Annotated in this window: 17 protein-coding genes; 8 read left to right on the top strand and 9 right to left on the bottom strand. The window is 71.3% G+C overall.

The window, feature by feature from the left end:
* The first annotated feature begins 129 nt into the window (after window positions 1-129).
* Window positions 130-1,086: a fatty acid desaturase gene (locus tag V7050_RS02950; RefSeq protein WP_324365301.1), complete on the top strand. Its 957-nt coding sequence runs from the start codon at window positions 130-132 to the stop codon at window positions 1,084-1,086.
* A gap of 26 nt (window positions 1,087-1,112) precedes the next feature.
* On the top strand, window positions 1,113-1,871 hold the full coding sequence (locus V7050_RS02945) for a phosphate/phosphite/phosphonate ABC transporter substrate-binding protein (RefSeq protein ID WP_324365300.1): 759 nt from the start codon (window positions 1,113-1,115) through the stop codon (window positions 1,869-1,871).
* A 16-nt stretch (window positions 1,872-1,887) separates the two neighbouring features.
* Here V7050_RS02945 and V7050_RS02940 read toward each other — a convergent pair whose 3' ends face one another.
* Window positions 1,888-2,781: a helix-turn-helix transcriptional regulator gene (locus V7050_RS02940; protein ID WP_324365299.1), complete on the bottom strand. Its 894-nt coding sequence runs from the start codon at window positions 2,779-2,781 to the stop codon at window positions 1,888-1,890.
* Between the two features lie 70 nt (window positions 2,782-2,851).
* On the opposite strand from V7050_RS02940, the gene V7050_RS02935 reads away from it, so the two are divergent.
* Genes V7050_RS02935 through V7050_RS02925 form a run of 3 tightly spaced genes read left to right on the top strand, consistent with a single transcriptional unit; the run spans window position 2,852 to window position 5,101 of the window.
* The gene (locus V7050_RS02935) at window positions 2,852-3,550 is read left to right on the top strand and encodes an ABC transporter permease (protein ID WP_324365298.1); all 699 of its coding nucleotides are present in this window, start codon (window positions 2,852-2,854) and stop codon (window positions 3,548-3,550) included.
* Window positions 3,547-4,266, top strand: a complete 720-nt coding sequence (locus V7050_RS02930) for an ATP-binding cassette domain-containing protein (RefSeq protein ID WP_324365297.1) — start codon at window positions 3,547-3,549, stop codon at window positions 4,264-4,266. Before V7050_RS02935 ends, V7050_RS02930 begins: the two co-directional genes overlap by 4 nt.
* 25 nt (window positions 4,267-4,291) lie before the next feature.
* A complete protein-coding gene (locus tag V7050_RS02925; RefSeq protein ID WP_324365296.1) occupies window positions 4,292-5,101 on the top strand; it encodes a substrate-binding domain-containing protein in 810 nt (269 codons plus the stop codon).
* A gap of 105 nt (window positions 5,102-5,206) precedes the next feature.
* Here V7050_RS02925 and V7050_RS02920 read toward each other — a convergent pair whose 3' ends face one another.
* A complete protein-coding gene (locus V7050_RS02920; protein WP_324365295.1) occupies window positions 5,207-5,797 on the bottom strand; it encodes a Smr/MutS family protein in 591 nt (196 codons plus the stop codon).
* Between the two features lie 24 nt (window positions 5,798-5,821).
* Window positions 5,822-6,487 (bottom strand): Tim44/TimA family putative adaptor protein, encoded by a 666-nt coding sequence (locus V7050_RS02915; RefSeq protein ID WP_324365294.1) that lies wholly within the window; start codon window positions 6,485-6,487, stop codon window positions 5,822-5,824.
* A gap of 122 nt (window positions 6,488-6,609) precedes the next feature.
* Here V7050_RS02915 and V7050_RS02910 point away from each other — a divergent pair, with 122 nt between their 5' ends.
* Window positions 6,610-7,095, top strand: a complete 486-nt coding sequence (locus tag V7050_RS02910; protein WP_324365293.1) for an FxsA family protein — start codon at window positions 6,610-6,612, stop codon at window positions 7,093-7,095.
* An 85-nt stretch (window positions 7,096-7,180) separates the two neighbouring features.
* The gene (secB, locus tag V7050_RS02905; protein ID WP_324365292.1) at window positions 7,181-7,669 is read left to right on the top strand and encodes a protein-export chaperone SecB; all 489 of its coding nucleotides are present in this window, start codon (window positions 7,181-7,183) and stop codon (window positions 7,667-7,669) included.
* A 6-nt stretch (window positions 7,670-7,675) separates the two neighbouring features.
* Here secB and dnaQ read toward each other — a convergent pair whose 3' ends face one another.
* Genes dnaQ through V7050_RS02885 form a run of 4 tightly spaced genes read right to left on the bottom strand, consistent with a single transcriptional unit; the run spans window position 7,676 to window position 10,395 of the window.
* Entirely contained in the window at window positions 7,676-8,365 is a 690-nt protein-coding gene (gene dnaQ / locus V7050_RS02900; protein WP_324365291.1) for a DNA polymerase III subunit epsilon, read from the bottom strand.
* Entirely contained in the window at window positions 8,358-8,966 is a 609-nt protein-coding gene (gene coaE, locus V7050_RS02895; RefSeq protein ID WP_324365290.1) for a dephospho-CoA kinase, read from the bottom strand. The genes dnaQ and coaE overlap by 8 nt, the downstream gene beginning before the upstream one ends.
* The gene (locus tag V7050_RS02890; protein WP_324365289.1) at window positions 8,963-9,799 is read right to left on the bottom strand and encodes a shikimate dehydrogenase; all 837 of its coding nucleotides are present in this window, start codon (window positions 9,797-9,799) and stop codon (window positions 8,963-8,965) included. The genes coaE and V7050_RS02890 overlap by 4 nt, the downstream gene beginning before the upstream one ends.
* Entirely contained in the window at window positions 9,796-10,395 is a 600-nt protein-coding gene (locus V7050_RS02885; protein ID WP_324373662.1) for a Maf family nucleotide pyrophosphatase, read from the bottom strand. Before V7050_RS02885 ends, V7050_RS02890 begins: the two co-directional genes overlap by 4 nt.
* A gap of 251 nt (window positions 10,396-10,646) precedes the next feature.
* On the opposite strand from V7050_RS02885, the gene V7050_RS02880 reads away from it, so the two are divergent.
* Window positions 10,647-11,138, top strand: coding sequence for a hypothetical protein (locus tag V7050_RS02880; RefSeq protein ID WP_324373663.1), 492 nt, complete (start codon window positions 10,647-10,649; stop codon window positions 11,136-11,138).
* A 410-nt stretch (window positions 11,139-11,548) separates the two neighbouring features.
* Here V7050_RS02880 and V7050_RS02875 read toward each other — a convergent pair whose 3' ends face one another.
* A complete protein-coding gene (locus tag V7050_RS02875; protein WP_324373664.1) occupies window positions 11,549-11,971 on the bottom strand; it encodes a DUF1810 domain-containing protein in 423 nt (140 codons plus the stop codon).
* Window positions 11,961-12,551 (bottom strand): HD domain-containing protein, encoded by a 591-nt coding sequence (locus V7050_RS02870; RefSeq protein WP_324373665.1) that lies wholly within the window; start codon window positions 12,549-12,551, stop codon window positions 11,961-11,963. The genes V7050_RS02875 and V7050_RS02870 overlap by 11 nt, the downstream gene beginning before the upstream one ends.
* Window positions 12,552-12,714: the final 163 nt, after the last annotated feature.

Here is a 12,714-nt window from a genome sequence, read left to right as displayed (position 1 = left end):
TGCTTCGCTCTTTCACATCATCATGGCGATAATACCCCATATTCTCATAAATCACAACGAAATCACATTATTGCATTCGTGTATTCGCGCCCATAGATTCCATGCAGTTCCGCCGTGGATCGACTTCGAATGCCCGACGCCCGCCCATCCGCCGGCCCCCGGCCCGAAACGGAATGGCCGACCATCCTTCTGGTCGCGCTCACCTATCTCGTCTGGATCCTGCTGACCCGCTTCGCCGAGCCGATCGGCCTCTGGATCGCGATCCCCGCCCTCGCGGTGGCGATCGCGCAGCATTCCTCGCTCCAGCACGAGATCATCCACGGGCATCCCTTCCGGAACCAGCGGCTGAGCGATGCGCTGGTCTTCCCGGCGATCGGTCTCGCCGTGCCCTACGAGCGGTTTCGCGCGCTGCATCTGGCGCATCACAGGGACCCGAACCTGACCGATCCCTATGACGATCCGGAATCGAACTATCTCGATCCGGCGGTCTGGGCGCGGCTGCCGCGGCCGGTGCGGTTCCTGCTCTTGGCCAACAATACCCTGCTCGGCCGGATGATCCTCGGCCCGCCGATCGGCTGCCTGCGGCACTGGTACGAGGACGCGGCCGCGATCCTTCGCGGCGACCGGGGGATCCGGCGCGCCTGGCTGCTGCATGCGGCCGGGGTGGCGCCGGTCCTGCTCCGGCTGGGCTGGGCCGGGACGGTGCCGGCCTGGGCCTATGGGCTCGCCTGCTGGCTGGCGCTCTCGCTCCTGCGGATCCGCACCTTCCTGGAGCATCGCGCCGACGAACGCAGCGCGGCGCGCAGCGTCATCATCGAGGATCGCGGCCCGCTCGCGCTGCTGTTTCTCAACAACAATTTCCATGCGGTGCACCATGCCAGGCCGGGCCTCCCCTGGTATCGGCTCCCGGGCGAATACCGGCGGCAGCAGGCGATGGTCCTGCGCCGCAACGGCGGCTACCGCTATCGCTCCTATGGCGAGGTCTTCCGGCGGCACCTGCTTCGCCGGAAGGATCCGGTGCCGCATCCGCTCTATGCGGCGGCGCCGGAAGGCCCTCCGGTGTCCCGGGGCACTGCTCCCGTTTGACCGCCGCCGGGGTTGCGTCGCTGCCCATGTACGACTGGCCCGAGCTGCGGCCGGCGACCGATCGCTTCTGGTCGGCGCTGCGGGACGCATTGCGCGCGGAGGGAATGGCCGCGCCCGAGCGGCTCGAGCGGGACCGCGAGCCGATGGCGGTCTGGACCGACCCGACGCTGGTTCTGGCGCAATGCTGCGGCCTGCCCTTCGTGCGGGCGCTTTGGGGCAGGGTCGAGATGCTGGGCGCGCCGGATTATTGTCTCCCCGGCTGCCTGCAGGGGTTCTACCGCAGCGCCATCGTCGTGCGGCGGGACGATCCGCGGGAGACGCTCGAGGCCTTTCGCGGCTCCCGCCTGGCCTTCAACGAGCGCGGTTCGCAATCGGGATATGCGGCGATGCTGCATCATGTGGCGCCGCTCGCCCGGGAGCGGCGCTTCTTCTCGGGCGCGGTGGAAACCGGATCCCATGCCGCCTCCGCGGAGCTGGTCGCGGCGGATTGCGCCGATGTCGCGGCGCTCGACATGGTGTCCTGGCGCTTCGTCGAAAGATACCGCGCGGCGGCCGGCCGCCTGCGTGTCCTGCTTCTCACCGAGCCGACGCCCGGCCTGCCCTTGATCGCGGCGCGAGGGGCGGATGTCCCGGCGATGCGGCGCGCGATCGCCGCGGCCATGGTGGCGCTCGACGCGGCATCGCGTCGCGACCTCGGGCTGACGGGATTCCGGCCCTTCGATCCCGGCGATTACGGGGTGATCCGCGACCGCGCGGCGGCGGCGGAGCGGCTGGTCGCGCTCTGACGGGCCGCGGCGCCCGTCAGGCGTTGAAGCGCACCTGCCCCAGATCGCCGAGGTCGTAGCCGCCGAGATGCTCCGCGCGCCGCGCGAAGGGCTCGGTCCGGGCGAGGGCCAGCAGCGCCTGCACCGCCGGCTCGAAATAGTCGCGCCGGCGCATCACGAGGTCGAAGGATTCCGCCGGCCAGAGCGGCAGGAAGCCGAGCCCCTCCGCCGCCGCGGCGACCCCGAGCGCGCAATCGGCCTCGTCCATGGCGATCATGCTCGCGAGGTCGCGCTCGGTCTCGGCGATCTGGCTGGCGACGCGGATCGCGCCCATCGAGAGCCCGGCCCGGTCCAGGAGCACTTCCAGGAGCAGCTGGCTGCCGGCGCCCTCGCCCCGCCGGGCCAGGCGCAGGCCGCGTTCGGCCAGGTCGCGGAGCCCTGTGATGCCCAGGGGATTGCCGGCGGCCAGGAGCAGGCCCTGCAGGCGCCGCGCCCAGTGGATCACCACCACGTCGCCCTGCGGCACCAGCGCCCGGACATGGGGGATATTGTATTCCCCGGTCCCCGGATCGAGCAGATGCACCCCGGCGAGCATCGCCTCGCCGCGGGCGATGGCCTCGAGCCCGCGGCGCGACCCGGTCGCGAGCACCGCGAGGCCGCATCCCGATTGCCGCAGCGCCCATTCGAGCAGGGGGTCGCTCGATCCGGCGTAGATCATGGGAACGACGGCGTTGCGCCCGGCCGGCATCTCGGTATGCGCCTCGACCCAGGCGTCGATCAGCGGCCGCGAGAAGAGCAGCTTGCCGGTCGCGCGGCTGCAGGGGATCTGCTGGCGCGCGACCATGTCGTAGACCGTGCGCTCCTTCATGCGCAGATAGGCCGCCACTTCGCCGGTGGTCAGAAGCGTGCTCGCGCTTTTTACTGTTTTCATGCAATATCTCCAGCATTGCATCGTAATTGCTTTTTCGTTCAAATCCAGTGGGAATTGCGGGGTGTTCCGGATGTCGCTCGGGCCCTTCGGCCTTGCCTTCGAGCTGATCGCCTCGGGCGATCCCGAGCTGATGCAGATCATCGGCCTGTCGCTGCGCGTGACGCTGACGGCGGTCGCCATCGGCTGCGCGCTCGGCCTGCCGCTCGGCGCCGCGCTGGCGCTGGCGCGCTTTCCCGGCCGTTCGGTGGTGGTCGTCGTCTTCAATGCGCTGATGGGCCTGCCGCCGGTGGTCGCCGGCCTCGCGATCTATCTCTTGCTGTCCCGCTCGGGGCCGCTCGGGCCGCTCGGGCTGCTCTTCACGCCGACGGCGATGGTGCTCGCCCAGACCATCCTGATCCTGCCCATCGTGATCTCGCTCACCCGCAGCGTGATCGAGGTGCTCTGGGACGAATACCAGGAGCAGTTCCGCTCGCTCGGGTCGGGCCGGATCCGCGCGGTGCCGACCCTGCTCTGGGACGGGCGCTTCAGCCTGCTGACCGGCGTTCTCGCGGGATTCGGGCGCGCGAGTGCCGAGGTCGGCGCGATCCTGATCGTCGGCGGCAACATCGCCGGCCACACCCGCACCATGACCACCGCGATTACGCTCGAGACGAGCCGCGGCAATCTCGGGCTCGCCGTCGCGCTGGGCATCATCCTGCTCGGCCTGACGCTGAGCTTCAACGCGCTGGCCTTCGGGGCGAGCGGATGGGCGCGGCGGGTCGCGGGATGAGGGCGGAGCCGTCGATCCTGCCGCTGGACATTTCCGGCCTCGGCTATGCGCGCAACGGGACCCGGCTGCTCGGGGGCGTGACCCTGCGGGTCCGGCCGAACCGGCGGCTGATCGTGCTGGGGCCGAACGGGGCGGGCAAGAGCCTGCTGCTCCGGCTCTGCCACGGGCTGATCGAACCCACCGAGGGCCATGTCCTCTGGGCCCTTCCCGAACTGGCCTCCCGCCGTCAGGCGATGGTGTTCCAGAAGCCGGTGATGCTGCGGCGCTCCACCCGCGGCAATCTCGAAGCGGCGCTCGCGCTCGCGGGGCTGCCGCGGCCCGCGCGCCGGTCGCGCAGCGCCGCGGCGATCGAGCGGTTCGGGCTCGCGCCGCTGGCCACCCGCCCGGCGCGGCTGCTCTCGGGCGGCGAGCAGCAGCGGCTGGCGATGGCCCGCGCCTGGTCGCTGCGCCCGGAAGTGCTGTTTCTCGACGAGCCCTGCGCCCAGCTCGATCCCGGCGCGACCCGCAGCATCGAGGCGATGATCGGGGAGTTCAGCCGCGAGGGCATGACCATCGTCATGACCACCCATGACCTGGGCCAGGCGCGGCGGCTGGCCGAGGACATCGTCTTTCTCGATCGCGGCCGGCTCGTGGAGAGCGGGCCCGCCGAAACCTTCTTCCGCGAACCCGCCTCGGAAGAAGCGCGTGCATTCCTCGCCGGAAATCTCCTCTGGTGAGCAGCAAGGAAGGACCTGACAGGACATGAAGACATTCCGCGCTCTCTTCGGCGCCGCCGCGCTCGCGCTCGCCGCCATTCCCGGCGCGGCCGCGGATTTCATCACCGTGGCATCGACCACCTCGACGGAGAATTCCGGGCTCTTCGGGCATATCCTGCCGATCTTCACGGAAAAGACCGGCATCGAGGTGCATGTGGTGGCGCAGGGCACCGGCCAGGCGCTGGAAACCGGGCGGCGCGGGGATGCGGACGTGGTCTTCGTCCATGCCCGCCCGGCGGAAGAGACCTTCGTCGCCGAGGGCTGGGGCGTGCAGCGCTTTGACGTGATGTACAACGATTTCGTCCTCGTCGGCCCCGAGGAGGATCCCGCCGGCGCCCGTGCCGCGGCCGACGCGCCCGCCGCGCTGGCCGCGGTCGCCGCCGCCGGGGCGCCCTTCGCGTCACGCGGCGACGATTCCGGAACCCATCAGGCGGAGAAGGCGCTCTGGGCCGCTGCCGGCGTGACGCCGGGCGGGGAATGGTACCACGAGACCGGCAGCGGCATGGGCGCCACGCTGAACGTCGCCGCCGAGATCCCCGCCTACAGCCTGACCGACCGCGGCACCTGGATCAGCTTCCAGAACCGCGGGGATCTCGACATCGTCTTCGAGGGCGATCCCGCGCTCTTCAACCCCTATGGCGTCATCCTGGTCAATCCCGAGAAGCATCCCACCGTGAAGGCGGAAGCCGGCCAGGCCTTCATCGACTGGCTGGTCTCGCCCGAAGGGCAGGCGGCGATCGCGGAATTCAAGATCGACGGCCAACAGCTGTTCTTCCCCGACGCATCGGGCAGCTGAGCGCGCGCGGATTCGTCACCTGCCAAATCCGCGAAGAGTAGGCGGCAGCGCCAAGGGAAGAGAGGCGCCGGTCCGAAGCCATTTCCCGGAGGTCGTGTCACGGGCCTACCGCTGCCGGCGCAGATAGACGTAATAGGCGCCGCCGCCGCCGTGCTTGCGATGGGCGGGCGCGAGGTCGAGCACCCGGCCCGCGAGCGGCGGCGCGGAGAGCCAGTGCGGCAGGCTGTGGCGCAGGATGCCGTGGCGATGCGGGGCGATGACATGCTCCGCGCCGTCGCGTCCCTTTCCGGTGATGACCAGCACCAGGCGCAGGCCCTCGGCATGGGCGGAGAGGATGAAGCGCGTCAGCGCGGCATGGGCGCGTTCGGCGGTCATCCCGTGCAGGTCGAGCCGCGCCTCGGGCTCGAGCCTGCCGCGGCGCAGCTTCTCGTAGCGGCCCCGGTCCATGCGCGGCACACGGGCGCGAAGACCCGCATGCGGGTCGGGCGAGAGATCGACCGCGGCCGTCGGCGGCAGCGACCGCGGCGCCGCGGGCTGCGGCTGCGGCGGTGTCGACGGCGTCGCAGCCTTGACCGGCCGGGGCGGGGGGGCGCCGGACGGCCCCGCACCGCCGCCCTGCAGCGCCGCCGTGGTCGCGACGACCCGCTCCCAGAGCGCGCGTTCCTCGCGCGTGAGCGAACGGCGGCGGGGTGGCATGGGCTGGCCGTTCCCCCGACGGGATCAGCCGCCGGTGCCGGTCAGGAGCCAGTTCGGGTCTTCGGAGCTCATGTTGCGGGTGAAGGTCCAGATGTCGCGCTGCTGCTTCACCTCGTTCGGCGCGCCTTCCACGATGCGGCCCTCGGGGTCCTTGACCACCGAGGTCAGCTCGCCGACGAAGCGCATGGTGATGTCGCCCTCGTTGCTCACGGGGTCGAAATGCGCCTCGTTGAGCGTCACCTCGCGGATGCCGGCAAAGCTCGCCTCGACGGTCAGGCCCTTGGCGTTGCGCGCCTCGATCGCCTCGCGGAAGGGCTCGAAGACCTCCGGCGCGAGGAAACGGCGCAGGGTTTCGAGATCGCCGTTCTCATAGGCCATCACGATCATTTCATAGGCGGAGCGCGCACCATGGGCGAATTCGGCGACGCTGAAGTCGGGATCGGCGGCCTTCATCGCCGCCAGCGCCTTGCCGGCCTCGCTGTCGGGCTCGACGTAATGGCTGATGTCGGGGTCGGCGGACCCGCCCTCGATCACCTCGAAGGCGTGGTCGCGGCGCCTGGACGCCGAGCCGCCGGGCAGTTCGCGCGGTTTCTCGAAGCCCTCGCGCGTGCCGAGCACGTTGCGAAGGCGCAGGATCAGGAACAGCGCGATTGCCGCCAGGACGATGATCTGGATCATTTGCGAGGCCATAGGCCACCCTTTCACTTTCGCGCCCGCGGCGTTGCCGTATCGCAACCACTGCCCTTATGTAAGTGTCATGTCCCGCCAAGTCCATCGGACGAGGCGCGGCCAATGGGCGGATGGATGCGAGAATGTGGCTCTTCCTGGTATTCGTCGGGGTTCCGATCCTCGAAATCGCGCTCTTCATCAAGGTGGGCGGCGCGATCGGGCTGATGCCCACGCTCGCGATCGTCGTCCTGACGGCGGTGGCGGGAACCGCGCTGATGCGGCTCCAGGGGATGCAGGCGCTCGCCCGCCTGCAGGAGAGCCTCGAGAGGGGCGGCGATCCGGTCGGGCCGATCGCCCATGGCGCGCTGATCCTGGTGGCCGGGATCCTGCTGCTGACGCCGGGGTTCTTCACCGACACGCTGGGCCTGCTGCTCCTGGTGCCGCCGGTGCGGACGCGGCTGATCGCCTGGGGCGCCTCGCGGCTGACGGTGCGGGTCGCGACCTTCGGGCGCGAGGGCGGCCCCCGGCGGCCGGCACGCGGCGACACCATCGAGGGCGAATACGAGATCCTCGACGACCTGCCGCCCGAGCGGCGGGGCAGTTCGGGCTGGACCCGCGATCCGGGCTGAGGCCCGGGGTCCGGCGGCGCGTTGTGGGGCTTCGGCTTCCGTGCTAGACCGCCGCGCGACACGATCAGGACAAGGATTGCACGCGATGGCCGACGAAACCAACGGCGCCCCGAAGCCGGAAACGGCGCAGCCCCGGCTGCAGATTCTGACGCAATACATCCGCGACGTCTCCTTCGAGAACATCGCGGTCCAGAAGGGGCTGGTTTCCGAAGGCAAGCCGGAGGTGCGCGTCGGGGTCAACATCGACGCCCAGAAGCGCGGCGACGACCGCTACGAGGTCGCGCTCAAGGTCAAGGTCGACAGCAAGCTCCCCGAGGGCCCGGTCTTCATCCTCGAGCTCGATTATGCCGGGCTCTTCGTGATCCAGAACGTGCCCGACGAGCAGCTGCATCCGCTGCTGATGATCGAATGCCCGCGGCTGATCTTTCCCTATGTGCGGCGGGTCGTCGGGGATCTGACCCGGGACGGCGGCTATCCGCCGCTCAATCTCGAGATGATCGACTTCCTTTCCCTCTATCGCGCCGAGATCGCGCGGCGCCAGAGCGAAGCCGCCGCGCCGGCGGCCCAGGCCTGAGCGCGCTCAGAGCTTCGTCCAGAGCGCGTTCTCGCCCAGGGTCGCGACGAAGGCCGCATGGGCCTCGGCTTCGGCGGCCGTGATCCGGGGAGGCAGCAGCCGCGCCCGCGGCGGCGGCGTCCAGTCGGAGGACACCGCCGGGCCCGCGTCGCCGGAGGCCACCACGGTCAGGGTGAGGTCGGGTTGCCGGCCGCCCATCAGTTCGAGATAGACCTCGGCGAGCAGCTCGGAATCGAGCAGCGCGCCGTGCTTCTCGCGCCCGGAATTGTCGACGCCGAACCGCCGGCAGAGCGCGTCGAGATTGTTGAGCGCGCCGGGGAAGCGGCGGCGGGCGATGTCGAGCGTGTCCACGGCCCGCGACCAGGGCAGGGGTTCCGCCGCGATCCAGCCGAGCTCCGCATTGAGGAACTTCATGTCGAAGCTGGCGTTGTGGATCACCAGCTTCGCGTCGCCGACGAAGGCGAGGAAGTCCGGCGCGACCTCGCGGAACGTCGGCTTGTCGGACAGGAATTCCGCGCTCAGCCCGTGGACGGCGAAGGCCTCGGCCGGCATGTCCCGCTCGGGGTTGATATAGGCGTGGAAGCTGCGCCCCGTCGGCATGTGGTTGACGAGCTCGACGCCGCCGATCTCCACGATCCGGTCGCCGCCGGCGGGATCGAGGCCGGTGGTCTCGGTGTCGAGCACGATCTCACGCATGGCGCCGCTCCTCCCGGATCTCCGCGATCAAGGATAGGACCCGGTCGCGGGCGGCCTCAAGCCCCTCGCTGGTGTCGAGGATGAAATCGGCCCGCGCGCGTTTTTCCGCATCGGGCAGCTGCCGGGCGAGGATGGCGGCGAGCGCGGCCTCGTCCATGCCGGGGCGCGCCAGCACCCGCTCGCGCTGGACCGCGCGCGGCGCGGTCACCACGAGCACGGCATCGAGCCCCGCCTCCGCCCCGGTTTCGTAGAGGAGTGGGATGTCGAGCAGCACGAGCTCGGCGTCCGCATGGGCCGCGAGGAAGCGCGCGCGGTCGGCCGCCACCAGCGGATGGATGCGTGCCTCGACGGCCGGCAGCAGGGCGGGGTCGCGGGCGATGGCCTCGCGCAGCGCGTCGCGGTCGACCGCGCCCTCGCGGATCGCCTGCGGCGCAAGATCCGCCAGTGCCGCGCCACCGCCGCCGCCCGGCGCATAGAGCCGGTGGACGGCGGCATCGGCATCCCAGACCGGCACGCCGGCCTCGGCGAAGAAACCCGCCGTGGTGGATTTTCCCATGCCGATGGAGCCGGTCAGCCCGAGGCGGAACGGCCCCTGGCTCATGCGTCGAGCAGGGCGGCGCGGAGCTCGGCATCGACCTCCGGGCGGCGGCCGAACCAGCGCTCGAAGCCGGGGACCGCCTGATGCAGAAGCATGCCGAGGCCGTCGACGGTGGTCAGGCCGCGGCGGCGCGCGTCGATCAGGAAGGCGGTGTCGAGGGGCCGGTAGACGATGTCGGTCGCGAGCGCGGCCGGCGCCGCCGCATGGAAGCCGAAGCCGAGCGGCGGCTGGCCCTCCATGCCGAGCGAGGTGGTATTGACGATGGTCGCCGCCCCCGCGGCGGCCTCCGGCGCGGCCTCCCAGTCCACCAGGCTGAGGCGCGGCCCGAAATGCGCGCGCAGGTCCTCGGCGCGGGCGCGGGTGCGGTTGGCGAGGCGGATCTCCGGCGTCCGCTCGGCGAGCAGGCCCGCGATCACGGCGCGGGCGGCGCCGCCGGCGCCGAGCACCAGCGCCGGACCGGCATCGGCCCGCCATTGCGGCGCGGATTGCCGCAGGTTGGCGACAAATCCATAGGCGTCGGTATTGTCGGCGAGGAAGCCGCCGTCCTCGCGGAAGGTCAGGGTATTGGCCGAGCCGATCTCGCGGGCGAGATCGGTCGCCTCGGCGGCCAGTGCCAGCGCCGCCTCCTTGTGCGGCAGGGTGACGTTGCAGCCGCGGAAGCCGAGGCGGGCGAGCGCGTGCAGGCCGTCCTCCAGATCCTCCGGGGCGAGGGCGACGGGGATGTAATGGCCGGCGATGCCGTAGCGGCGGAGCCAGTGGCCGTGCAGCGCGGGCGAGCGCGAATGGCCGATGGGCCAGCCGAGCACGGCGGCGAGCGGCGGGGGGGCGGCGCTCATTCCGGGCAGACCCCGCGCGTGCGCAGGAAGCCGAGCAGTTCGAGCAGGGGCAGGCCCAGCACGCTGAAATAATCGCCCTCGACCCGGCTGAAGAGCTGCGCCCCGCCGCCTTCGAGATGGTAGGCGCCCACGGTGGCGAGCAGGCTTTCGCCGTGCCGGGCGAGATAGCCTTCGAGGAAGGCGTCGGTGAAGCGGCGCATGGTCAGCCGCGCGCCGCCGATGTGGCGCCAGACCGGGCGGCCGTTCTCGTAGACCACCGCCGCGGCGAGCAGTTCATGGGTGGCCCCGCGCAGGCGGCGCAGCTGGTCGGCGGCCTCCCCGAGGTTGCGGGGCTTGTCGTAGAGGCGGCCGGCGCTGACCAGCACCTGGTCCGCGCCGAGGACGAGCGTGCCGGGGCGCCGGGCGGCGACCCGCCGCGCCTTGAGATCGGCGAGCATGTCGGCGACGTCGCGCGGGGGCGCGGCCTCGGCCAGCATCGCCGCCTTGACGGCGGCCTCGTCCAGCGCCGCTGGAACGGTCTCGAAGGGGACGCCGGCCTGGCGCAGCAGCGTCGCGCGGCCTTCCGAGCGCGAGGCGAGGATCAGCGGGATCGGCATCGGGCGGGGCGTCTCCGGGGCGGATGTCCGGGCGCTTTCATGCGTCCGAATGGGTCGGGGCGCAAGCGCATGGATGGCCGAATCCGGGCCGGGGATTGGCCCCGGGGCCGGCCGGATTCGGCCGTCCCCGTCCCGTCCCCATGGGGACAGGATCCAAGTCCATGATATTTCGGGAGAAAAGTGTTAATGCGGGATCCGTCCGATGGGGCTAGGCTTGCCGGGGCGGCATTCTCTTGCATGGGGGCGGACCGATGGACCTGCGGGCAGCGTTTTCCGACGAGGAATGGGCGCGGGTCGTCGCGGCGCCGATGCTCGCCAGCATGGCGATCACCGCGGGCGAGCCGAGCGGGCTGATCGGCACCATCCGCGAGAGCTTCGCGGTGGCGGCGGCGATCCAGAAGGCGGGCGGCACGGAGGATGCCAATGCCCTGGTCGAGGCGGTGGCGGGAGCCTACGACACCGCCGAGGGCCGCGCCTCGGCGCGTGCGGTCTTGCAGGACGACATCAAGGATCGCCCGCGCGCGGAGGTCGCCCATGTGGCGGTGGCGGCGCTGGCCGAGATCGCCCGGGTCGTCGAGGCCCGGGCACCCGCCGCGGCGGCGGGCTACAAGGGCTGGCTGCGGGCGATCGCGCAGAGCGTGGCGGAGGCCGCCAGCGAGGGGGCGATCCTCGGCATCGGCGGGGAACGGGTGAGCGAGGACGAGCGGGCGACGCTGGCGGAGATCGACCGCGCCCTGGGCTGAGGGCGGGAGGCGGGTCGCCGGTGGGTGCGTGGCGATTGTCGCATCGAGCGACGACGTGTCACCACCGCCAATGTCCTGGTCCGCGAGGACAAGAGCTTCGACGAAGACAGGCTCGTCTCTTGACGCTCAATACACTTGCCGACTGATTGCTTCGGGCCGGCGTCGAGTTCCGTGGCCGCGCCGCATTCTCTTCGCGGATTTGGCCGGTGACAAATCCGCGCGCGCCTGCCTGCCCCCGGCAGGCGCGACGAGCGCGCCCGCCAGGCAGACGCGCGCGGATTACCCGCCGAAGCTGGAACACCCTCGGCCTCCGCGCTCGCGCGCGTCCCTCCGACGAACCGGCGCAGGGCGATGCCTCGCTGTTGCCGGTTCGAGGTGTCCGTTGGCCGATCGGTTGCCCAGATACCTTATCAGCCCCGGCCGAGGAGCCGCAGCGTCGCGGGGTCGGGTGTGCCGCCGTAGAAGGCCGTGAGGGCCGCGGGAAACAGCGGCTCGTCCGGGTCGGCGGCGGCGAAGAGCGTCATGGAGGAGCGGAACTTCAGTGCGTCGATGCCGCCGAGGATCGCCTCCGGCGCCGTGCCGGAATGGCGCAGCATCGCCCGGGTGGCGTCGCGCAGCCGCGGCCCGAGGACCGGATGCGCCAGATAGGCGCGGGCCTCGCCGAGATCCGCCAGCGCGAAGCGGATCGCGGTGGCGCTGCGGCCGAGGCCGGCGATCTGGGGAAAGACGAACCACATCCAATGCGTCGCCTTGCGCCCGGCGGCGAGTTCCGCCACGACCGCTGGCCAGATAGGATCCTGGGCGGCGACGAAGCGGTCGAGGTCAGGTCTCATCGCGCTCTGCGGTGCTGCGGGCGGCGAGTTGCGCGGTCTCTTCGTCCACGGGCGCGCGCAGGGCCTCGATCAGCGGATGCGCGGCGCTGTGGCGCCGGCCGTAGCCGAGGTTGAAGGCATAGTCGAAATCCGGCGGATTCGCGCCCTGGACATGCTGGAGCACGGTCTCCAGCCGGTCGAGCCCCTTGGCGATGCGGGCCTCCGGCGTGGCGAGCGAATTGTATTCGTCCCAGAGGGCGAGCAGGCGGTTCGCGGCGGCCTCGGGCAGGGGCGCGAGCAGCGATTGCAGGTCGGCGCGCTCCTCGGCGGTCTTGTCTGGCCCCTGCAGCGGTGCGGGCACGTCGCCGTGCAGCGCCTCGCCGAGGTCGTGCAGGACGAGCATGCGCAGGAGGCGGGCGTGGTCGATGCCCGGCAGCGCCTCCTCGAGGGCGATGGCCATCAGGGCGAGGCGCCAGCTGTGCTCGGCGGTGCTCTCGCGCCGCCCGGTCGCGGTCCAGGAATTGCGCAGCGTGTCCTTCAGCGCCTCCGCGCTACGGAAGAAGGCGAGATAGGCGGCGATATCCGTCTCGGCGGGGGCCATGTCCCGGTGTCGCGTGCTTCGGGCGCGAGATCCAGCCCCGATGGCGGGTGGGCGGCGAATTGCGTCTGGGGTCCATACTATCTTGCTCGACCGTCCCACACCAATGTGAGGGCAGCGCCCGCCTGGGGGCGGGGCGGGCGCTGCCCGGCGGTGCCCGCCGGGC

Source organism: Amaricoccus sp., assembly GCF_036846665.1.
Classification (GTDB): domain Bacteria; phylum Pseudomonadota; class Alphaproteobacteria; order Rhodobacterales; family Rhodobacteraceae; genus Amaricoccus.
This window is presented reverse-complemented; position numbering and strand designations above follow the sequence as displayed.